A 19774-nucleotide genomic window follows, 5' to 3' on the forward strand; every position below is an offset into this window, starting at 1 on the left:
CATATCGATGATGAACTGGAGAAGCGGCAACCATGGTTCCGTCTGCGCGGCGATGCGCAAGCTGCGGCACATCGCCTATGGGGTGCTCAAATCCGGCCAGCCCTTCGACCCCAAACTGGCGCTTGCGCGGTAGGGAGCAAGACGGTATCTACGCTGCTGTGCCATGAACCTGTAGGGGCTGCTACCTGTCCTCGTCCTTCCATGGCGCCGACAAATAGCGGCTGCGGTTGAAGGTTTCCAGCCAGTCCGGGCAGAACACCACCAGCCCGGCGATTACCATGCCGTTGATGAAGGCCTCGGGAAACGCCAGCAGCCACAGGTAGCCGGCGAAATCCTCCAGCCAGGGCGGCATCTCGTAGCGACCGTCGAGCAGCAGCAGCCCCAGGCTGGCGAATACGCAGGCAATCGCCGTGAGCGCCGCCGGAAAAAAGCCCGAGCAGAAGATGTAGACGAACAGGTTGTTCGGCTGAAAGCGCTCCACCAGGTTGGCGCAGGCCTCGGTGATGGCGACGGGGATGAGCACCAGCAGGATGCCGTTGATGCCCAGCGAGGCCAAATCCGGTCGGCCCACCGCGATCAGCCCCAGCTGCGCCAGAAGCCCGGCGAGGATCGCCAGCGGCCAGTCCAGCAGCAGGGTGACGGCGGTCATGCCGATGAAGTGCATCGACAGCCCGGAGGCGAAATCGCGGCGCACCAGCCAGAGCAGGAACAGCACCACCACCGTGCCAAACAGCAAGTGCTGGCGGCGCAGGTCGCTGAACAGTTCGATCCAGGGCGCGCGAGCGGCGGCCCAGAGCAACACGGGCAGGTAGAGCGCCCAGCCCAGCAGCAGAGTGCCCGAGGCCAGCAGCTCGGCGGCGATCATGCGCCGACCGCCCGCGTGGAAAACACTTCGATGTCCTGCCGCTCGCCCCAACCGCCACGCCCGCGCCAGAAGGCCAGCGCGTCGGGCGCGTCGCGCAGCACGAAGACATGGGACTTGTGGATGCCGAGCACGGCCAGGCGGCGCAGCGCCTCGTCCAGCAGCCGGGTGGCCAGGCCGCGCCCGCGCCAGGCTTCGTCGACCAGCAGGTGCTGAAGGTAGCCGCGCCGGCCGTCGTGCCCGGCCATCAGGCAGGCGATCGGCTGGCCATCGGCCTCGATCAGCAGACTCAACCCGGGATTGCGCGCCAGGTAGGCGCAGAACGGCGCGTAGGCATCCTCGTCGCGCACCTGAATGCCGGGTGTGCGCAGCCAGAGCGCCAGCAGCGCGGCATGGTCCGTGGTAACGATTTCGCGCATGTGGCCGAAGGTCGGCATGGCCACGCCCCCTGAATGTCGATTGGGAAGCGGAGTTTATCAGGCCATCGGGGATTTGCCGGCGGTGGCGAGGCGCTGAACTCGACTCCGCTGACAGCAGCGCAGGGCGGTCGGCGCCTTACCGGGCACCGTAGGCCACCGCGGGGAAGCTGCGGCGGCCAACGCAAGCGTTGACCACCCTACGAAACGGTGGGGCCAGCCCCACCGAGATCGTTTTGGCTTACAGGATGTCCAGCAGCTCGACGTCGAACACCAGCACGCTGTGCGGCGGGATGCTGCCGACGGCCTGGCCGCCGTAGGCCAGTTCGCTGGGCACGTGCAGGCGCCACTTGCTGCCGGTGTTCATCAGTTGCAGGGCTTCGATCCAGCCGGCAATCACGCCGCCGACCGGGAATTCGGCCGGCTGGCCACGCTCGTAGGAGCTGTCGAACACGGTGCCGTCAATCAGGGTGCCGTGGTAGTGGGTACGCACCTGGTCGTTGCGGGAGGGCTTGGCGCCTTCGCCGGCAATCAGCACTTCATATTGCAGGCCGGATTCCAGCACGGTCACGCCTTCACGCTTGGCATTCTCGGCCAGGTAGGCCTTGCCGGCTTCGGCGGCGGCGGCGGCCTTGGCATCGGCGGCGACCTGCATGCGCTCGCGGATCACCTGGAAGCTGGCGTTCAGCTCCTCTGGGCTGACCTGGCTGGCGTTGCCGGTAAAGGCATCGCGCAGGCCCGCGACGATGGCGTCCAGGCTAGCGCCGGGGGGCGGGTTGTCGTGCAGTTGTTCACCGATCTGGCGGCCGATGCCGTAGCTGACACGGGCTTCGTCGGTGGAAAGGTCGAGTTGGGACATGGTCGGGCTCCCGCCAGGCAAAAAAAGGGCGGCCAGACTACCACAGCAGGAAGCGAGTGACGGACAGCCGGTCACCGCTGAAGTGCCTCCTACAGGATGCGTGCCTCAACCGGCCGGGTGGCTGCGCAGCGGCGTTTCGCGCAGACCGCACATTTCCTCGCTGGCATCGGCCTGCTCGAGCTCCAGCGTCATGGGCACGCCCTTGAGCAGGTCGCGGGCCTGCTCAAGGGACAGCACCTTGAGCAGTTGCCCTTCCGCGTCCAGCAAGGGCAGCAGACGGGAACCGACCCGCGCCTCGATCAGGTAGGCACCGCCTTCGAGACAGACCAGGTTGGCGCCTTCGATCTGTCCGGCACGGGCGCGGGCAGTCAGTTCATGTAGGTTCATCGGGCATACCTCGCAGCGGGGTCAACCCTCAGTCTTGCCCAGCCTCCCCTGCCGGCAAGGCGTTCCGCGCGCTTTCGGACGGATGCCCTCCGCGCTCACAGCTCCTGCGCGCCGCCCTTGCCTTTCTCCATCATGCCCATGGCGAAGGCAGAGACCACGAACGTCATGTGCATGATCACGTACCACATGAGCTTGTCGTTCTCGATCTGCTGCGCGTTCATGAACATGCGCAGCAGATGGATCGAGGAAATCGCCACGATGCTGGCGGCCACCTTCATCTTCAGGGAGCCGGAATCCATCTTGCCCAGCCAGTCCAGTTTCTCGGTGCCGGCCTTGATGTTCAGCTGGGAAACGAAATTCTCGAAGCCGGAGATCATCACCATCACCAGCAGACCACCGACCAGTGCCATATCGATCAGCGACAGCAGCACCAGGATCAGGTCGGCCTCGGTGCGCTCGAACACATGGGGCAGCAGGTGGTACAGCTCCTGGAAGAATTTCAGCGACAGCGCCAGCAGTGCCAGGGACAGGCCCAGGTAGATGGGCGCCAGCAGCCAGCGCGAGGCATACAGGAGATTTTCCAGAAAGGATTCCAGGGATTTCACGATGGGGATCTCGCATACGCAACCAGGAGGGCGCGCAGTATACCGGTCAGCTGGAACGCGGAAAATGCGCGGGTTATCCACGCAAGCTGTTGATAAGTCGGTGGAAAGACCTGTTCACAGGACCCGCCGGGACCCGCTGCGCGGCATCTGCGAACAGATTGCGCAGAAAAGCTCCAATGCAGGGTCAGGGCCAGGCACGGCGTTGCGGCTGGCCGTTCAGCTGACGCAGGCGAGCCTGCATGTGCAGCCGCCAAATGGGTTGGTCGGCCACTTCCCGATAACCCTGCTCGCGCAGGTTGTCGACGATTGCCGCCAGCACCCGGGCGGCCTCGCCGGCGCCCAGGAACGGACCCTGCACCTTGATCTCCGTGGGCTGCGCCCCGCTCAGTCCGGCCGCGCACAACAGCGTCCAGCGTCCGTTGCCACCGGCCAGCGCATGGATGCGGGCCTCGATGCGCATGCTCATGCCCAGGTATTCCCGGACCAGGCAGATGTGATGCGACATGACTCTTCTCCCAGGGGGGCTGTTCCCAGCCCGGAGCAGTCCGGGCACAGCTGGGAGTTATCCTCAAAATATGTGGATAAGTCTGTGGGCGAGCGCTGAAAACCCTCTGTCAGCCGCCGTCACGCCTGACTGGCACACACATCGCTCAGCGACTGACCAGTTTCAGCTGGAGGCCGGCACCTTGGCGGCCTCATGGACCGCCTTGCGTTCCTCTTCGTCCAGCTCCACTTCGGCGATCTCGCGCAGCCGTTCCACCACACGGGCGTTTACGCTGCCAGCGGGAAACTCGCCCTGCGCATCGGGCGCGCCGGCCGGCTCGCCGACCAGCAGGCTCAGCGCCTCGTCCACATGGCGCACCGCATAGACGTTGAAGCGGCCTTCGCGCACCGCCTGCAGCACTCGCTCATCCAGCATCAGGTTGCTGATGTTGGCATAGGGAATGATAGCTCCCTGTTCGCCGCTCAGCCCGCGCGCTTCGCAGAGGCGGAAGAAGCCTTCGATCTTCTCGTTGACGCCGCCCACCGCCTGCACCTCGCCAAACTGGTTGATCGAACCGGTGATGGCGAAGCCCTGCTTGAGCGGCGTGCGCGACAGCGCGGAGATCAGTGCGCAGACCTCGCCCAGCGAGGCACTGTCGCCGTCCACGTAGCCATAGCTCTGCTCCAGGGCGATGCTGGCGGAGATCTCCAGCGGGAATTCCTGGGCGTAGCGGCTGCCGAGGTAGCCGGTGAGGATCATCACCCCCTTAGAGTGGATAGGCTGGCCAAGGTTGACTTCACGCTCGATGTCGACGATGCCCGAGCCGCCCGGATAGACGGTGGCGGAAATACGCGCCGGCAGGCCGAACGCCGAATCGCCGACCTCCAGCACGGTCAGACCGTTGCAGCGGCCGATGGCCGCGCCCTCGGTATCGATCAGGATGATGCCGGCCAGCATGTCGTCCAGCAGGCGCGCCGACACACGCCCGGTGCGGCGCTCCTTGGCCTGCAGCGCGCGCTCCAGGTGCGCCGCATCAGTCAGCGCATCGCCGGCCAGCTGGCGCAGGAAATCGGCCTCGCTGAGCAGTTGGAACAGGTCGCCGATACGGGCGCTCAGGCGGCCCTGGTGCTCCGCCAGGCGCGCGCTGTAGGTGGCCAGGCGGGCCACGGCGGCGGCGGTGAGCGGCGCCAGGCCTTCTTCCGAGGTGCGCGTCTTGATCAACTGGGCGAACTGTTCGAGGCTGTCCTCGGCCAGCGGGATTTCTTCGTCGAAGTCCACCAGCACGCGGAACAGCTCCTGGAAGTCCGGGTCCAGGTCCTGCAGTGCGTAATACACCTGGCGCGAACCGATGATCACCACTTTGACCTGCAGCGGGATCACCTCCGGGGTCAGGGTCACGGTGGCCAGCCGGCCCAGCTCTGCCAGGGGCGACTCCATCTTCAGCTTGCGCGACTGCAGGGCGCGCTTGAGGCCGTCCCAGACGAAGGGCTCGCCGAGCAGCTTCTCGGCCTCGACGATCAGGTAGCCGCCGTTGGCCCGATGCAGCGCGCCGGGGCGCAACTGCCGGTAGCTGGTATAGAGGGCACCCTGGTCCGTGCTGTACTCGATACGCCCGAACAGGTTGTCGTAGGTCGGGTGCGGCTCGAACACCACCGGCGCGCCACCGTCCAGCGGCTGGGCGACCACCAGCCCGGGGGCATACAGCTCCTGCAAGTCGTTGCGCTTCTGCACATCGGTGCGGCTCTCGTCCACCAGGGTTTCCAGCACGGTGCGCAGCAGGTTGACCTGCATGGCCTGCAGGTAGGCGCCGACCCCGGCGTTTTCCGCGTACTTCTCCGACAGCGGCGCCAGCAGCGGCTGCAAGGCCAGGGTGATGGTTTCCTCGTTGAGCTGGCGCAGGCGGTTGCTGCTTTCACGCTTCCATTGCGGCAGGCTGGAAAGCTCCTCGTTGAGCCGCTCTTCCAGGTGACTGATGTCGCTGTGGAAGCGCTCACGCTCGGCCTCCGGCAGTTGGGCGAACTCTGCCTCGTCCAGCGCCTTGCCATCCTTCATCGGCGTGAAGGCGACGTTGGCGCTATCCCGGTACAGAGCGATGCCCCGCTCCAGCGCCAGCTTCTCGATGATGTCCAGGGCCTGGTCATAGCGCTGGTTGAAGGCGCGGTCGATGGCGCTCTTCTTCTGCTGATAGCTGGGCTGTTCGAACACCGCCGGGAAAGTGGCCAGCAGGTTGTCGATCAGCGCTTCCAGGTCGGCGATGAACGCCGCCGCCGTGCCAGCGGGCAGCTCGAGCACGCGCGGCTCGCGCGGCTCATCGAAATTGTTCACATAGACCCAGTCCGCCGGCGCCTGCAGGCGTTTGGCCTCGGCCTTCAGATAGCGCTGCACGAAGGAGAAACGCCCGGTGCCCGGCTCCCCCATGACGAACAGGTTGTAGCCCGGCCGCGGCATGGCCACGCCGAACTGCAGCGCCTCCACCGCCCGCTCCTGCCCCAGCACGCCGCGAAACGGCTCCAGTTCATCGGTACTGGCGAAGCGGAATTGCTTGGGATCACAGGGTCGGGTCAGGGCTTCGGGGGACAGGCGCAGCAGGGCGGCGAAATCAGACATCGGGAATCCTTGCAGGAGCGGCAGCGGCCGCGACGGTTGCGGCATTCTGGCGCCCTGCCCGAGTCACGGCAAGGCGCGACGCGGAGCGCTGCCTCCCGGCGCGCGCCCGTGCGCGCTATCCTGTGCGCCATGCGCTATATCGACACCCACAACCACCTGGATTTTCCCGAGTTCGACGCCGACCGCGCCGCCGTACTGGCGCGCAGCCGGGCACTGGGCGTCCAGCGCCAGGTGCTGATCGGCGTCAGCGAGGATCACTGGGACAGGTTGTGGTCGCTGGCCTGCGCCGAGGACGGACTGCACGCCAGCTTAGGCCTGCACCCCTGCTTCCTCGACCGGCATCGCCCCGAGCATCTGACGCAACTGCGCGAGCGCCTGGCGCGGCATGCCGGCCACGAGAAACTCTGCGCGGTGGGCGAGATCGGCCTGGACTACTACCTTGAACAGCCGGACAAGCCGGCCCAGCAGGCACTGTTCGAAGCCCAGCTGCAACTGGCACGCGAATTCGAGCTGCCGGCTTTGCTGCATGTGCGCCGCGCCCACGCCGACGTGATCGCCATGCTCAAGCGCCTGCGGGTGCCGCGCGGCGGCATCGTGCATGCCTTCAGTGGCAGTTACGAGGAAGCACGGGAATACCGCCGCCTGGGCTTCTTCCTGGGGCTGGGCGGCGCCGGCACCTGGCCGCAGGCCAAGCGTATGCACCGAATGCTGGCGCAACTTTCGCTGGAGGATACAGTGCTGGAAACTGATGCCCCGGACATGGCCCCGGCCAGTCATCCGGGCCAGCGCAACAGCCCGGAATTCCTGCCGGCCCTCTGCACGGAGCTGGCGAAGCTCATGGGCGTAGAGCCCGAGGCACTGGCCGAGGCCGGCTATCGCAACAGCTGCCGGCTGTTTGGCTGGTCCGCGTAGGGCGGCGTTGCCCACCCTACGCGGCGACCCCGCGCATACGGTTCGCCCGTTCACACCTTGAACGTACCGATCAGCTGCCGCAGCCGGGCCACCGAACCCGACAGTTCGCGGCTGGCCTGTTCGGCCTGCGATGCGCCTTCGGAGGTACGCTCGCCGGCCTGGCTGATCTGCACGATGTTCTGGTCGATGTCATGCGCCACGGCAGTCTGTTGCTCGACGGCGGCGGCAATCTGCTGGTTCTGGTCGACGATGGCGCTGACCGCGGCAAGGATGTTCTCCAGGGCCTGCTGCACTGCATCGGAGTGTCCTGCGGTGGCATCCGCCTGACTATGGCTGGCGTGCATGCCGTCGACGGCCGCGTTCACGCCTTCGCGCAGGCGGACGATCATCTGTTCGATTTCCGCCGTGGACTGCTGGGTGCGTTGCGCCAGGCTGCGCACCTCGTCGGCGACCACCGCGAAGCCACGCCCCTGCTCACCGGCGCGGGCCGCCTCGATGGCGGCGTTAAGCGCCAGCAGGTTGGTCTGTTCGGCCACACCCTTGATCACGTCCAGCACCTGACCGATGGCCTGGCTGTCGGCGGCCAGCCGGTTGATGCTCGCCACCGCACGATCGAGGCCTGCAGCCAGCTGCTGAATCTCCTGCACCTGCTTGCCCACCAGTTCGCGCCCGGCATGACTCTCCCGGTTGACGCCCTGGGCGTTGCTCACCGCCGTGGCGGCGCTGCGCGCCACCTCCTGGGCGGTGGCGGACATTTCGTTCATCGCCGTGGCGACCTGGTCGATACGCTCGCGCTGCTCGCGCACCGCCTGGCTGCTCTGGCTGGAGATCTGCTCGACGCGCTGCGCCTGTCCCTCCACCTCGGCGGCGGTCTGCGCGACGCGCTCGATCAGCGAACGCACCTGGGCCACGCTGGTGCTGAAGTCCTGACCCAGCTCAGCCAGCTCGTCGCGGCTGGCGGCCTGGAAGGCGACGGTCATGTCGCCGGCCGCCACCTGCTGCATGACCCCGCGCAGGGCCTGCAGGGTCTGGCGGATCGACAGATAGAAAGCACCGTACAGGTAGGCGATCAACAGCAGGGCGCCGAGCATGGCGGCCAGCAGGCCGAACATGCGAATGCGCTGCGCATCCAGGCGCTCGGCCAGGCGCTGGTCCAGCCGCTGCAGGCTGGCGTCCTCCAGCGCGTGGGTATGCGCCAACAGGCGGCCCATCCCGTCGAAGAACTCGGGCCAGGGTGTGCTGAGGCTGTCGGACATCACCACCTCATCCTCCAGCCGGACGGCCAGCTCCCCGAGGCTTTTCAGGCTGGCGTCCGCGTGGGACGCCAGCACGCCTTGACGCACGGGCTCCAGCTGCAGGGCGTAGGCACCCTGGAGCTTTTCCAGGGCGACCAGCAATTCGTCCAGGCGCATGCTGTCATTGGAATGCAGTACGCCTTGACCCAGCGCCGCCGCGCCAATGGCGCGCAACTGCCCCAGCAGCCCGGTGACTTCAGCGGTGTCGCGACTGAGCAGCTCGATGCGCTGGCGCACATCCGTCTCGGCGTCCTGCCCCAGACCGCTGTCGTTGACGATTCGGTTGATGAACACCTGGGCGGCCGTGTACAGGCGCTCGGCGTTTTCCGCCTTGTTGTGCTGGGACGGCTCGTCCGCCACGGCTTGCAACTGGCTCGCCAGGGCGCTGCGTTCCTGGTCCAGCACTGCCCGCACCGCGGGCGGGAACATGTTGGAGGGTAGCGCCTGCAGCTGTTGGCGCAGCCGCTGCTGCAGCTCGCTGATGCGGCTGTCGAGCAGCGCCTTGTCATGCTGCGGCTCGGTGGCGCGGATCGCCAGGAGGCCCTTGAAATCCTCGAGGCCGCGGCGGGCTTCGAGCGCGGCATCCAGCAGCACCAGGCTGTTGCGGGCCAGCTCGGTCTGCCCGTACTGCACGTAGGCATCGCGCAGCAGGTAGAAACTGGTGACGAGAATAGGCAGGAAGAACACGACACTGATCAGCCCGAACTTCATGCCGAAGCCAAGCCGGTCCATCAGCCGCATGGCTGGATACAGCAGCGCCTTCATGAGAGATCCCTCTTATTCTTATTAGCAGGGCTTGCCACGCAGACCTTGCACGCGACCCGTCGTCGCGATGGCAAACTGCCTCATCTATAAACGATATCGACTCCAGGGTGGGTAACTAAAGGTAAACGGCGGCGAGCCCGTCGCAGAACTCAGACCAGCAGGATCCACAGGGCAAATACCGCGTACCAGAGCACCGCGGTGCGCACCAGCAGCTGCCAGAGCGCATCCAGGCTTTCTGCGCCGGCCTCGCCCCGCGGGGCGCCCTGGCATTCGCCGGCGGCACGCAGCGCCGCGCCCACCAGCCGCTCGGCGGGCAGATGCCAGTTCAGCAACTCCGGCAGCAGCACCCGGTTGACCGCCACGAAGTTGCCCACCAGCCCCATGCTGGCCGCCAGGGCGCGAGCCGGCAGCCAGTCCAGCGCATGACGAAGCTGGCCGGCCAGCTCGCGCAGGACCTGTGCCGAGGCCTGCGCCTCGATCAGGGCCAGCAGCCGATACGCCAGCGCGGCCAGCGGGCCGAGCAGCGCGTACCAAAAGATGACGGCGAAGAAGGTCTCGTGGGCCTGCCAGCCCAGCCGTTCCTGTACCGCCGGCAGCAGTTCGTCGGGGCCCTCGGCACGCACCTGCAGGTCGCGCTCGGCAGCCAGCGAGGCGGTTTCCAGCTCCTCGCGCCGCCAGGCATCCCGGAACGCGCCCAGCGCGGCCTGCACATCGCTGCGGCCCAGGCTGTACAGCAGCACCAGCAGGTGGACCGGCAAGGCCAGCCAGCCGTAGACAACCGGCTGCAGCAGCCAGAGCAACACGGCCAGCACCAGCAGCGGCGGCAGCAGCAGTGCCAGCAACAGCAGCCAGGGGTGCTGCGCCAGACCCGGCCGGCGTTCCACCCGACTCAACAGGCGCAGCCAGGGTCCGTCCTGCTGCACGCGACGGCGCCAGCCAGAAAATTTTTCGATCCAGAGCACCAGCAACAGAACGATGAAATTCATACCCAGGTTCCTCGTACTTCCAGGGCGGCGCGCAGGCGCGCCCAGTCGAAGGCGGGGCCGGGATCGGTCTTGCGTCCCGGCGCGATGTCGCAGTGCCCGCAGATGCGCTCGACGGTAATGGCCGGCCAGGCCTGTCGCAAGCGCTCGGTCAGCTCGATGAGCGCCTGGTACTGGTGATCCGTGTACGGCTGTTCATCGGTACCTTCCAGCTCGATGCCCAGGGAGAAATCGTTGCAGTTGTCGCGCCCCTGGAACTGCGACACACCGGCGTGCCAGGCACGGTCCAGGCAGGACACGAACTGGGTGACTGCGCCATCGCGCTCGATCAGGAAATGCGCGGAGACCTGCAAGTGGCAGATCTCCGCGAAGTAGGGATGTTCATCGACCACCAGCTGATTGCCGAAGAACGCCTGCACCTTGCCGGTGCCGAACTGCCCGGGCGGCAGGCTGATGTTATGGATCACCAACAGGGAAACTTCCCCGTGCGGACGCTGGTTGTAGTTGGGCGAGGGGCAGTGGCGAATCCCGCTGACCCATCCGGTAGACGTATCCACGCGCATAACGACTCCTGCTGCAGCGCCCCACTGTAGGCGCTCGGCTCGCTCAGGCCAAGCCCGGCGGCCGGCGGGTGCCGGTTCGCCAGTCACCCTAACGAAAAAGGCCCCGATGATCACTCATCGGGGCCTTCGCCGTGCGGTGCGCGCTTACAGCATCGAGCCGGTTTCTTCCAGCTGGATGTGCCACTCCAGCGCTTCGCGCAGGATGTGCGGGGTCTGACCGCCCTTGGCGCAGGCGCGCTCGAAGTAGTTGTTCAGCTTGTCGCGGTAGCTGGGGTGCACGCAGTTGTCGATGATCACGCGGGCGCGCTCGCGCGGCGCCAGGCCACGCAGGTCAGCCAGGCCCTGTTCGGTCACCACGATGTCCACGTCATGTTCGGTGTGGTCGACGTGGGAAACCATCGGTACCACGGAGGAGATCTTGCCGTCCTTCGCGGTGGACTTGGTGACGAAGATGGCCAGTGCGTGGCGGGCGAAGTCGCCCGAACCGCCGATGCCGTTCATCATCTTGGTGCCGCCCACATGGGTGGAGTTGACGTTGCCGTAGATGTCGAACTCCAGCGGGGTGTTGATGCCGATGATGCCGATGCGACGGACGATTTCCGGATGGTTGGAGATTTCCTGCGGACGCAGCACCAGCTTGTCCTTGTACTTCTCCATGTTGCCGAACACGCGGTCGTTGCAGCGCTCGGACAGGGTGATGGAGCAGCCCGAGGCGAACTTCATCTTGCCGGCATCGATCAGCTCGATGGTGCAGTCCTGCAGCACTTCGGAGTACATCACCAGGTCCTCGAAGGGGGAGTCCTTCAGGCCGGTCAGCACGGCGTTGGCAATGTTGCCGATACCGGCCTGCAGCGGACCGAGGTTGCGCGGCAGGTTGCCGGCTTCGACTTCGTTCTCGAGGAACTTGATCAGGTGGCTGGCAATAGCGGCGGTTTCTTCGTCCGGCGGGGTGACGGTCGAGTAGGAGTCCGGCTGGTTGGTGACCACGATGGCGGCGATCTTCGCTGGGTCGACCGGGATGGCGGTGGTGCCGATGCGGTCGTCGACCTTCAGCAGCGGAATCGGCTGACGGTTCGGGCGATAGGTCGGGATGTAGACGTCGTGCAGGCCTTCCAGGTTCGGGTTGTGTGCCAGGTTCAGCTCGACGATGACCTTGTCGGCGAACAGCGCGAAGCTGGCGGAGTTGCCCAGCGAGGTGGTCGGCACGATGTGCCCCTGCTCGGTGATGGCAACGGCTTCGATGATGGCGACTTCCGGCTTCTTCAGCTGCTTGTTGCGCATCATCTCCACGGTGTGGGACAGGTGCTGGTCGAAGAACATCACCTCGCCGGCGTTGATCGCCTTGCGCAGGGTGGCATCGGCCTGGAACGGCGAGCGACGGGCCAGCAGGCCGGCTTCGGTCATGATCTTGTCCAGATCGTTACCCAGGCTGGCGCCGGTGAAGAGGTTGATCTTCATCGGGGTCTTCTTGGCGCGCTCGGCCAGCGCCATGGGCACCGCCTTGGCTTCGCCGGCACGGGTGAATCCGCTCATACCGACTGTCATGCCGTCCTGAATCAAGGCAGCAGCCTGCTCGGCGCTCATGACTTTGCTGTGAAGAGAAGACAGGCGGATGCGATCGGTATGCATGTGCGGACTCTCTGGCTACCGGGGTGGAATTGAGGCGGCATTCTAACGACTGAGCAAAAAATGCACCTACGACGTAAGTCGAATACAAGGCGCAGCGGCTTTGCTATCCCTCGTCAGTCGCCGAGCGACCGCGTAGAACGCGCGTTCCAGAGCGATTCGGATGCCGACGAGGGGCGGCATGACCGTTCGGCGGATTCTTTCAAACAGCTGTTCGAAGGTATCGATTGACCCGCCGGTCACAGCTGTTACCCTTGCGCCGCTCTCGCCGGCAGGTTCGGTCAGGTACCCGTCCGGGGGAGTACGCCAAGGCTCACGAGGCTGCGCGCGTCCCCGATCCGCCGGTGCCTATACCGGACTCCCGAGCAGGCTCTGCAACGGCTATCGGCCGGCAGAGCCGGGCTCCCCTTGCCGTCACCGCGCCGCTTGCTTAAGGTGGCCCTCCCATTACGCCGCCCTCCGCTCCCATGTGGTCATTTCGCGCCTGGCGCCGTCGCCGCCTGCTAGCCCGCCACCCTCTCGATCACCAACTGTGGCAACAGGTGCTCGACAGCCTGCCGATCCTCGACGGCCTGAACGATGCCGAGCGCCGGTTGCTTGGCGAACGCTGCATCCTCTTCCTGCACGCCAAGCACCTGACCGCCCTGCCGGGCGTGCAGATGGACGCCTTCGCGCGCCTGCGCCTGGCCGCACAGGCGCAACTGCCGCTGCTGAACCTCCCCGACCTGGACTGGTACCAGGGCTTCCATGAGCTGGTGCTGTACCCGGACGACTTTGTCAGCCCGCAGAAGTACCGGGACGCCAGCGGCGTCGAACATATATATGAAGAGGCGCGCAGTGGCGAAGCCTGGCACCGCGGCCCGGTGATCCTCGCCTGGCCCGGCGTGCAGGAAAGCGGCGGCTGGGACGCCTACAACCTGGTCATCCACGAGCTGGCCCACAAGCTGGACATGCTCAACGGCGACGCCAACGGCATGCCACCCCTGCACGGCGACATGCGCCTGGCCGACTGGGCCAGCGCCCTGCAGTCCGCCTATGACGCCATGAACGCCACCCTGGATGCCAATCCGCACGCGCACACCCCGATCGATCCCTACGCGGCGGAAAACCCGGCCGAGTTCTTCGCCGTCACCAGCGAATACTTCTTTACCGCGCCGGACCTCCTGCACGAGGCCTTCCCGGAGGTCTACCGGCAACTGAGTCTGTTCTACCGCCAGGACCCGCTGACCCGGCTGCGTACGCTGCAGAGACGACATCCCGACTATCAGGAACCCGCCTCTCGATAGCGCGCGTCGGTGATTGCCCCTATAATCCCGCCACTTTTTTCGCCCCCGGCCACCTCGGCCGAACACGGAGCCGCCTTCATGAGCTACAGCAACCTGCCCGCCGGCAAAGACCTGCCGAACGACATCTATGTCGCCATCGAGATTCCGGCCAACCACGCGCCGATCAAGTACGAAATCGATCACGACACCGACTGCCTGTTCGTCGACCGTTTCATGGCCACCCCGATGTTCTACCCGGCCAACTACGGTTTCATCCCGCACACCCTGGCCGACGACGGCGATCCCCTGGACGTGCTGGTGGTGACGCCGTATCCGGTCGCTCCGGGATCCGTCATCCGCTGCCGTCCGGTCGGCGTGCTGAACATGACCGACGAAGCGGGCGGTGACGCCAAGCTGATCGCCGTCCCGCACGACAAGCTGACCCAGCTGTACAAGGACGTGAAGGAATACACCGACCTGCCCCCGCTGCTGATCGAGCAGATCAAGCACTTCTTCGAGAACTACAAGGATCTGGAGAAGGGCAAGTGGGTCAAGGTTGAAGGCTGGGAAGGCGCCGATGCCGCCCGCGCCGCCATCATCAAGGCTGCCGAGGCTTACCAGAAGTAAGTCGGAGCACCAACGGAAAGCCGGCCCACGAGGCCGGCTTTTTTATGCCTGTGAAATCGAAATACAGTCGGCATTTCTTTGCCAATAAAAAACCCGCCGAAGCGGGTTCTTTTATTGGCCATCCGACATCCTGTCGGGTGACGTCCTGTCCTGGCCATCTTCCTTGATCCGAGCACATCCTGTGCTGCAGCGAGGTCTATTCTGCGCGACAGGGCGGCAGCCCCATAGAGTGATACGCAGCGCGCGCTTGTAAGCCTTTTGCCATAGCGAGCCGGAAAAAGGTGATGCCGTGCGCACCATGCTCGACCAAAGCCCAATCCCTGCTCGGGAACTTTTCCGGTTTCCTGCGTTCCCAGCCACTCGTCGCTCCCGGGACACCATGGTCTACTCGCAGCGCCATTGAAGCCGGGTAGACTAACCGCCCTTTTCGTCGGTCCGTTCGTCGGGCTTTCCGTTTCCTCAACATGTGAAGTTCGTATGTACATGTCCCGTCATCCTTCCGCCCGCTCCCTCTCCTTTTCGCGCCGCGCCCTGGGTGGCGTGTTCGGCCTGCTGGCGCTGGGCGTCGTGTCCCAGGTGCAGGCCGCTCCGGCCGACCGCTGGGTCAACGACAGCCTGAATACCTTCGTGCGCAGCGGTCCCACCGATGGCTATCGCATTGTTGGCGCCCTGAAGTCCGGCCAGAAGGTCACCTTGCTCACCACGCAGGGCACCTACAGCCAGATTCGTACCGATTCCGGCGAGACCGTGTGGATTCCCAGCCGCGACCTGCAGGACAGCCCCAGCCAATTCGAGCGCCTGCCTGCGCTGGAGCAGGAAGTGACCGACCTGCGCGAGCGCCTGGGCGGCATCGAGAACACCTGGAAGACCCGCGTGCAGGGCATGCAGGAAACCCTGGACTCCCGCAAGGCATTGATCGACGAGCTGGAAGCGCAGCGCAAGGCACTCAGCGCGGAGCTGGCCCAGGCCCAGGCGGACCTGCGCACCGCCCGTGAGCGCCTGGGCGATGAAAAGAACCAGCTGCTGATGGACTACATGGTGTACGGCGGCGGTATCGCCGGTGCCGGTCTGCTGCTCGGCCTGGTGCTACCGGCCCTGACCCGCGGCCGTAAACGCAACGATCGCTGGTTCTGAAAGCTTGCGGCGCAACGCCGCAGCCTGGCAGGGCTCACCTGCGAAGTGGCGCCCGTTAGAATGGGTTCTGCCACTTCGCCAGCAGGTCGTTGAGGTGGGAAACGCTTTCGCCATGATGGCACTTGGCTATAGGCTATGACCTGAAGTCAGCGGAACGGAATTTCGCTATGCGTCGCCTCTGTCTCCTCGTCCTCCTCTGCAGCGCTCTGTTCGGGTGCAGCGACAACACCGATGACCTGCGCATCGGCAGTAATCGCTGGCTGGGTTACGGCCCCCTGTACGTCGCCGACGACCTGCGCTGGCTGGAACCCTCGGGTTTCCGGCTGCTGGAATATCCGAGCTCCAGCGGGGTGCTGCGCGCCTTTCGCAACGGCCTGCTCGACGCGGCCATGCTCACCGTGGACGAAACCCTGCGCTTAATGGCCAACGGCCACGACCTGGAAATCCTGCTGATCACGGATATTTCCGCGGGCGCCGATGTGCTCTACGGCATGCCGCCGCTGCGCGAACCGGCCGACCTGCGCGACAAGCGCGTCGGCGTGGAGGACTCGGCCCTGGGCGCCTTCTTCCTGGCCCGGATGCTCGACCGCGCCGGGCTGCGTCACGATCAGTTGCACGTGGTCAGCCTGCCCGTGCAGGAACATCGCAGCGCGATGCAGGAAGGGACGCTCGACGCGGTCATCACCTTTGCCTCGGAAGGGCCCGCCTTGCAGGCGCTCGGCGCCCGACGCCTGATGGACAGCCGTGACCTACCCAACGAGATCATCGACGTGCTGGTGGTCGACCGCACGCGCGTCAGCCCGCAAGCGCGTCGCCGTCTGCAGGCCCTCTGGCACGAAAGCCTGGCGCGCTGGCGCCAATCCCCCGATTACATTGATGGTGTACTGATGCGCCGCCTGGGCCTGGACGAAGAAGCCCTGCGCCTGACCCGCGAGGGCCTGCTGATGGGCGATCTGGCCCTTAACCGGCAGTTCTACGAAAGCGGCCAGCTGCTCAAGAGTCTGCACTGGACCCACGACTACCAACTGGAACGCGCCCTCTTGGCCGGCCCACTGGACTACCAACGCCTGCTCGACTGCGGGGTGTCCGCATGCTGACCCGCTTGTCGCTGCGCAAATCCCTGCCCCTGTTGCTGGGGCTGTTCGCCGGTCTCTACATCCTGCTGATGATCGGCCTGCACCTGCCGCGTACCGCGCGCCTGGCCGAGGAAGACCTCAAGCGCTACACCGAGCAGATCCTCATCCTGGTGCAGAGCAGCGCCAGCGATCACCTGCGCCAACGCCGCACCGACGAGTTGCAGAGCGTGCTGGCGGACCTCGGCAGCCTGCCCGGGGTGCGCTGGGCCATGGTCATCGACGACCGCCAACGGGTGATCGCCGCCAGTCGCCTGGGCCTGGATCCCGGCGAACAGCTGGGCGATGCAGGCACGCTGCAGACCCTGCTCGGCGGCGACCGCTCGCGATGGCAGCCGCTGCAGGAGCGTCGTTATCTGGCCAGCTATCCACTGGTTCACACCTATGCGCAGGGGCAGTTGCTGCGCAACAACCTGCTGGTCAGCCTCGACTACGAACAGCATCTCGACCAGCGCCGCTCCAACGCCTGGATGTCCCTGACCCAGACCCTAGGTCTGTTGCTGCTACTCGGCCTGCTGCTCAACCTTTTATACGGCCGCCTGGTGACCCGCCGGCTGGGCGTCATCAGCACGGCCGTGCAGCGCTACGCCAGTGGCGACAGCAACGCCCAGGCCAGCGTTGGCGGGCGCGACGAGATCAGCCGCCTGGCCGAGAACTTCAATCAGATGATCCAGCAGCTCGGCGAAAACCAGACTGCCTTGCGCGACAGTGAGCAACTGCTGCGCAATCTGGTCAGCGCGGCGCCGATTGCCATGCTGATCATCGATGCCGACGGGCGTGTGGAAGAGGCCAACCCGGCCGCAGGCCGCCTGTTCGGCCGCTCGCTGCGTAGCCTGGCCGAGCTGCCCAGCCAGGCGTTGCTGGGCGAGCCGAACTGGCGCCAGCTGCAGGAGCGGCCCCGCCAGCAGCAGGAGATCACCGTCCGCTGCGGCGACCGGCCGTTATCGCTGGAAGGCTCCTGCACGCCTTTCGAGCGCAACGGCCAGGCGTTCCACCTGTTGCTGCTGCACGATATCGGTGATCGCAAGCGCGCCGAGCAGCGCCTGCGCCATCTGGCCAACTTCGACCAGCTGACCGAAGTGGCCAACCGCAATCACCTGCTCATCCGTCTCGACGAGCTGCTCGCCCGGGGCGGCCCGCTCAGCCTGCTGTTCCTCAATATCGACCACTTCAAACGCATCAACGACAGCCTCGGCCACGACATCGGCGACCAGCTGCTGCGCGCGGTGGCGGACCGCCTGCGACTGTACGCCAGCCCCCGCGACCTGCTGGCGCGCCTGGGCGGCGACGAGTTCCTGTTCCTGCTCGACGGCCGCGACAGCGCCGCCGCCGTAGGGCTGGGCGAGCGCCTGCTGGAGGCCCTACGCCAGCCGTTCCAGGCCCGTCAGTACTCGCTGTACATCACCGCCAGCCTCGGCATCACCCAGCACACCGGGCGCGGCGGTACAGGCAGCGAACTGCTCAAGCAGGCCGACCTGGCGCTGCTACGCGCCAAGACCGAGGGCCGCAACCGGCTGGCCTGTTTCGACAGCCAACTGGCGGCCGAGGCGGAGGAGCGCCAGCGCATGGAAGACGAACTGCGCCTGGCCATCGCCCGCGAGGAGTTCGAGCTGCACTACCAGCCCCAAGTGGACAACGACAACCGCCCCCGCTCGGTGGAGGCGCTGCTGCGCTGGCGCTCGCCGAGTCGCGGCCTGGTGTCGCCGCTGCAGTTCATCCCGGTACTCGAAGACACCGGCATGATCCGCGACGTGTCGCGCTGGGTGTTCCGCCAGGCCTGCCGGCAGGCCGTACAGTGGTCCGCCCAGGGCCTGAAGCTGCGCGTGGCGGTCAACCTCTCGCCGCTGGACTTCCGTCAGCCGAACCTGGCGGAAATCCTCACCGGCATCCTTGCCGAGGAAGGCGCGCCGGCCGAACTGATCGAGCTGGAACTGACCGAAAGCGCGCTGCTGGAGTCCGACGGCAGCGTGCAGGAAACCTTGCGCCGCCTGAAGGAGATCGGGCTGCCGCTGTACCTCGACGACTTCGGCACGGGTTATTCCTCGCTCACCTACCTGCAGAAGTTCCGCTTCGACGGCCTGAAGATCGACCGCCAGTTCGTCGCCGAACTCCCCGAAAACCCGCGCTCTGTGGCGCTGGTGCGCGGCATCCTGACCATGGCCGCGCAACTGGGTCTGGAAGTAGTCGCCGAAGGCGTGGAAAACGAACGGCAGGCGGCCTTCCTGCGCCTCAATGGCTGCCATCGTCTGCAGGGTTTCCTGTTCGCCCGGCCGCGGCCGGCTGCCGATTGCGCATGGCAGGCACAACGGGCTTAATAGCTGCGCTCCATAACGGTGCACGCTTCTTAAGCCCCATTGCCATAAAAACAAGATGAGCCCGCCATGAGTCTTCTGGATGCCCTGCTGATCCTCGTCGCCGGTTTCGCCGCCGGCGGCATGAACGCCCTCGCCGGGGGCGGCACCTTCTTCTCCTTCCCCGCCCTGCTGGCCGTCGGCCTGCCGCCGGTCACCGCCAACGCCACCAATGCCGTGGCCCTGTGGCCCGCCAGCCTGGCCGGGGCCTGGGCGGCACGCCCGTCCCTGCGCGGACTCGGCAGCTACCTGCTGCCGCTGCTGCTGGTCGGCCTGCTCGGCGGCGCGGCCGGCGGCATCCTGCTGCTGCTCAGCGGCGATGATCTGTTCAGCGATCTGATTCCCTGGCTCCTGCTGGTCGCCACCCTGCTGTTCGCCGCCAGCCCCTGGCTGAGCCGCTGGCTGGCCAAGCGCCGCCGCGAAGCCGACCAGGTGCGCCACAGCGCACCGGCGCTGCTGGGCCACGGCCTGGTCTCGATCTACGGCGGCTACTTCGGCGCCGGCATGGGCATCCTGCAGCTGGCGGCGTTCTCCATCGAGGGTCACGCGCTCAACCGCGCCAATGCGCTGAAGAACCTGTTCTCGGCGATGATCTACACCGTCGCCAGCCTGACCTTCATCATCGCCGGCCGGGTGAGCTGGAGCGAACTGGTGATCCTGCTGGCCGGCGCCACCCTTGGCGGCTACGCCGGCGGCGCACTGGGCGAACGCCTGCCACCGAAGTTCCTGCGCGCCCTGGTGCTGGTGGTCGGCGGCGGCATGACCCTCTACTACTTCTGGAAGGTCTACGCCTGATCGATCCGTGGATCCGCGCTCACCCCAACGGCGAGGCGTCCGTAGGGTGGACAACGTTTTCCTTGTCCACCATTGCCCCGCGCTAAACCTGACGGCGGCCAGAAC

General features: G+C 66.1%; 18 protein-coding genes. 7 read left to right on the forward strand and 11 right to left on the reverse strand.

Annotation, left to right across the window (positions count from 1 at the left end):
• Window positions 1-181: 181 nt before the first annotated feature.
• From PT85_RS09270 to PT85_RS09300, 7 genes are all read right to left on the reverse strand, one after another.
• Window positions 182-865, reverse strand: a complete 684-nt coding sequence (locus PT85_RS09270) for an energy-coupling factor ABC transporter permease (RefSeq protein ID WP_039606500.1) — start codon at window positions 863-865, stop codon at window positions 182-184.
• Window positions 862-1299: a GNAT family N-acetyltransferase gene (locus PT85_RS09275; RefSeq protein ID WP_027591060.1), complete on the reverse strand. Its 438-nt coding sequence runs from the start codon at window positions 1297-1299 to the stop codon at window positions 862-864. Before PT85_RS09275 ends, PT85_RS09270 begins: the two co-directional genes overlap by 4 nt.
• A gap of 220 nt (window positions 1300-1519) precedes the next feature.
• Window positions 1520-2137 (reverse strand): FKBP-type peptidyl-prolyl cis-trans isomerase, encoded by a 618-nt coding sequence (locus PT85_RS09280; RefSeq protein ID WP_039606501.1) that lies wholly within the window; start codon window positions 2135-2137, stop codon window positions 1520-1522.
• A 105-nt stretch (window positions 2138-2242) separates the two neighbouring features.
• Window positions 2243-2524: a DUF6482 family protein gene (locus PT85_RS09285; protein ID WP_039606502.1), complete on the reverse strand. Its 282-nt coding sequence runs from the start codon at window positions 2522-2524 to the stop codon at window positions 2243-2245.
• A 95-nt stretch (window positions 2525-2619) separates the two neighbouring features.
• On the reverse strand, window positions 2620-3120 hold the full coding sequence (locus tag PT85_RS09290) for a TIGR00645 family protein (RefSeq protein WP_027591063.1): 501 nt from the start codon (window positions 3118-3120) through the stop codon (window positions 2620-2622).
• Window positions 3121-3313: 193 nt separating this feature from the next.
• Window positions 3314-3634, reverse strand: coding sequence for a PA4575 family protein (locus PT85_RS09295; RefSeq protein WP_027591064.1), 321 nt, complete (start codon window positions 3632-3634; stop codon window positions 3314-3316).
• A gap of 162 nt (window positions 3635-3796) precedes the next feature.
• Window positions 3797-6220: a Lon protease family protein gene (locus tag PT85_RS09300; protein WP_039606503.1), complete on the reverse strand. Its 2424-nt coding sequence runs from the start codon at window positions 6218-6220 to the stop codon at window positions 3797-3799.
• 129 nt (window positions 6221-6349) lie between these two features.
• Here PT85_RS09300 and PT85_RS09305 point away from each other — a divergent pair, with 129 nt between their 5' ends.
• Window positions 6350-7132, forward strand: coding sequence for a TatD family hydrolase (locus PT85_RS09305; protein WP_039606504.1), 783 nt, complete (start codon window positions 6350-6352; stop codon window positions 7130-7132).
• 50 nt (window positions 7133-7182) lie between these two features.
• Here PT85_RS09305 and PT85_RS18645 read toward each other — a convergent pair whose 3' ends face one another.
• From PT85_RS18645 to PT85_RS09325, 4 genes are all read right to left on the reverse strand, one after another.
• Entirely contained in the window at window positions 7183-9192 is a 2010-nt protein-coding gene (locus PT85_RS18645; RefSeq protein WP_039606505.1) for a methyl-accepting chemotaxis protein, read from the reverse strand.
• 149 nt (window positions 9193-9341) lie between these two features.
• The gene (gene ampE, locus PT85_RS09315) at window positions 9342-10178 is read right to left on the reverse strand and encodes a regulatory signaling modulator protein AmpE (protein ID WP_039606506.1); all 837 of its coding nucleotides are present in this window, start codon (window positions 10176-10178) and stop codon (window positions 9342-9344) included.
• Complete coding sequence (gene ampD, locus PT85_RS09320) at window positions 10175-10738, reverse strand: 1,6-anhydro-N-acetylmuramyl-L-alanine amidase AmpD (protein ID WP_039606507.1); 564 nt, start codon at window positions 10736-10738, stop codon at window positions 10175-10177. Before ampD ends, ampE begins: the two co-directional genes overlap by 4 nt.
• A 144-nt stretch (window positions 10739-10882) precedes the next feature.
• Window positions 10883-12367 (reverse strand): acetyl-CoA hydrolase/transferase family protein, encoded by a 1485-nt coding sequence (locus PT85_RS09325; protein WP_039606508.1) that lies wholly within the window; start codon window positions 12365-12367, stop codon window positions 10883-10885.
• A 464-nt stretch (window positions 12368-12831) separates the two neighbouring features.
• Between PT85_RS09325 and PT85_RS09330 the strand changes: the two genes are divergently transcribed.
• The 6 genes from PT85_RS09330 to PT85_RS09355 all read left to right on the forward strand — a co-directional run bounded on the left by PT85_RS09330 (window position 12832) and on the right by PT85_RS09355 (window position 19669).
• On the forward strand, window positions 12832-13650 hold the full coding sequence (locus tag PT85_RS09330) for a M90 family metallopeptidase (RefSeq protein ID WP_039606509.1): 819 nt from the start codon (window positions 12832-12834) through the stop codon (window positions 13648-13650).
• Between the two features lie 78 nt (window positions 13651-13728).
• Window positions 13729-14256, forward strand: coding sequence for an inorganic diphosphatase (gene ppa / locus PT85_RS09335; protein ID WP_027590962.1), 528 nt, complete (start codon window positions 13729-13731; stop codon window positions 14254-14256).
• Window positions 14257-14739: 483 nt separating this feature from the next.
• Complete coding sequence (locus tag PT85_RS09340) at window positions 14740-15390, forward strand: TIGR04211 family SH3 domain-containing protein (protein WP_039606766.1); 651 nt, start codon at window positions 14740-14742, stop codon at window positions 15388-15390.
• A 167-nt stretch (window positions 15391-15557) separates the two neighbouring features.
• Entirely contained in the window at window positions 15558-16487 is a 930-nt protein-coding gene (locus tag PT85_RS09345) for an ABC transporter substrate-binding protein (RefSeq protein ID WP_027590960.1), read from the forward strand.
• On the forward strand, window positions 16481-18838 hold the full coding sequence (locus PT85_RS09350) for an EAL domain-containing protein (protein WP_027590959.1): 2358 nt from the start codon (window positions 16481-16483) through the stop codon (window positions 18836-18838). Before PT85_RS09345 ends, PT85_RS09350 begins: the two co-directional genes overlap by 7 nt.
• A gap of 66 nt (window positions 18839-18904) precedes the next feature.
• Window positions 18905-19669: a sulfite exporter TauE/SafE family protein gene (locus PT85_RS09355; RefSeq protein WP_027590958.1), complete on the forward strand. Its 765-nt coding sequence runs from the start codon at window positions 18905-18907 to the stop codon at window positions 19667-19669.
• Window positions 19670-19774: the final 105 nt, after the last annotated feature.

This window comes from Pseudomonas flexibilis, from assembly GCF_000806415.1.
In the GTDB taxonomy this organism is placed as follows: Bacteria; Pseudomonadota; Gammaproteobacteria; order Pseudomonadales; family Pseudomonadaceae; genus Serpens; species Serpens flexibilis.

Coding starts and splice junctions, on each gene's coding strand:
- PT85_RS09270 (WP_039606500.1), bottom strand. CDS start 865: ATGATCGCCGCCGAGCTGCTGGCCTCGGGCACTCTGCTGCTGGGCTGG.
- PT85_RS09275 (WP_027591060.1), bottom strand. CDS start 1,299: ATGCCGACCTTCGGCCACATGCGCGAAATCGTTACCACGGACCATGCC.
- PT85_RS09280 (WP_039606501.1), bottom strand. CDS start 2,137: ATGTCCCAACTCGACCTTTCCACCGACGAAGCCCGTGTCAGCTACGGC.
- PT85_RS09285 (WP_039606502.1), bottom strand. CDS start 2,524: ATGAACCTACATGAACTGACTGCCCGCGCCCGTGCCGGACAGATCGAA.
- PT85_RS09295 (WP_027591064.1), bottom strand. CDS start 3,634: ATGTCGCATCACATCTGCCTGGTCCGGGAATACCTGGGCATGAGCATG.
- PT85_RS09300 (WP_039606503.1), bottom strand. CDS start 6,220: ATGTCTGATTTCGCCGCCCTGCTGCGCCTGTCCCCCGAAGCCCTGACC.
- PT85_RS09305 (WP_039606504.1), top strand. CDS start 6,350: ATGCGCTATATCGACACCCACAACCACCTGGATTTTCCCGAGTTCGAC.
- PT85_RS18645 (WP_039606505.1), bottom strand. CDS start 9,192: ATGAAGGCGCTGCTGTATCCAGCCATGCGGCTGATGGACCGGCTTGGC.
- ampE (WP_039606506.1), bottom strand. CDS start 10,178: ATGAATTTCATCGTTCTGTTGCTGGTGCTCTGGATCGAAAAATTTTCT.
- ampD (WP_039606507.1), bottom strand. CDS start 10,738: ATGCGCGTGGATACGTCTACCGGATGGGTCAGCGGGATTCGCCACTGC.
- PT85_RS09325 (WP_039606508.1), bottom strand. CDS start 12,367: ATGCATACCGATCGCATCCGCCTGTCTTCTCTTCACAGCAAAGTCATG.
- PT85_RS09330 (WP_039606509.1), top strand. CDS start 12,832: ATGTGGTCATTTCGCGCCTGGCGCCGTCGCCGCCTGCTAGCCCGCCAC.
- ppa (WP_027590962.1), top strand. CDS start 13,729: ATGAGCTACAGCAACCTGCCCGCCGGCAAAGACCTGCCGAACGACATC.
- PT85_RS09340 (WP_039606766.1), top strand. CDS start 14,740: ATGTCCCGTCATCCTTCCGCCCGCTCCCTCTCCTTTTCGCGCCGCGCC.
- PT85_RS09345 (WP_027590960.1), top strand. CDS start 15,558: ATGCGTCGCCTCTGTCTCCTCGTCCTCCTCTGCAGCGCTCTGTTCGGG.
- PT85_RS09350 (WP_027590959.1), top strand. CDS start 16,481: ATGCTGACCCGCTTGTCGCTGCGCAAATCCCTGCCCCTGTTGCTGGGG.
- PT85_RS09355 (WP_027590958.1), top strand. CDS start 18,905: ATGAGTCTTCTGGATGCCCTGCTGATCCTCGTCGCCGGTTTCGCCGCC.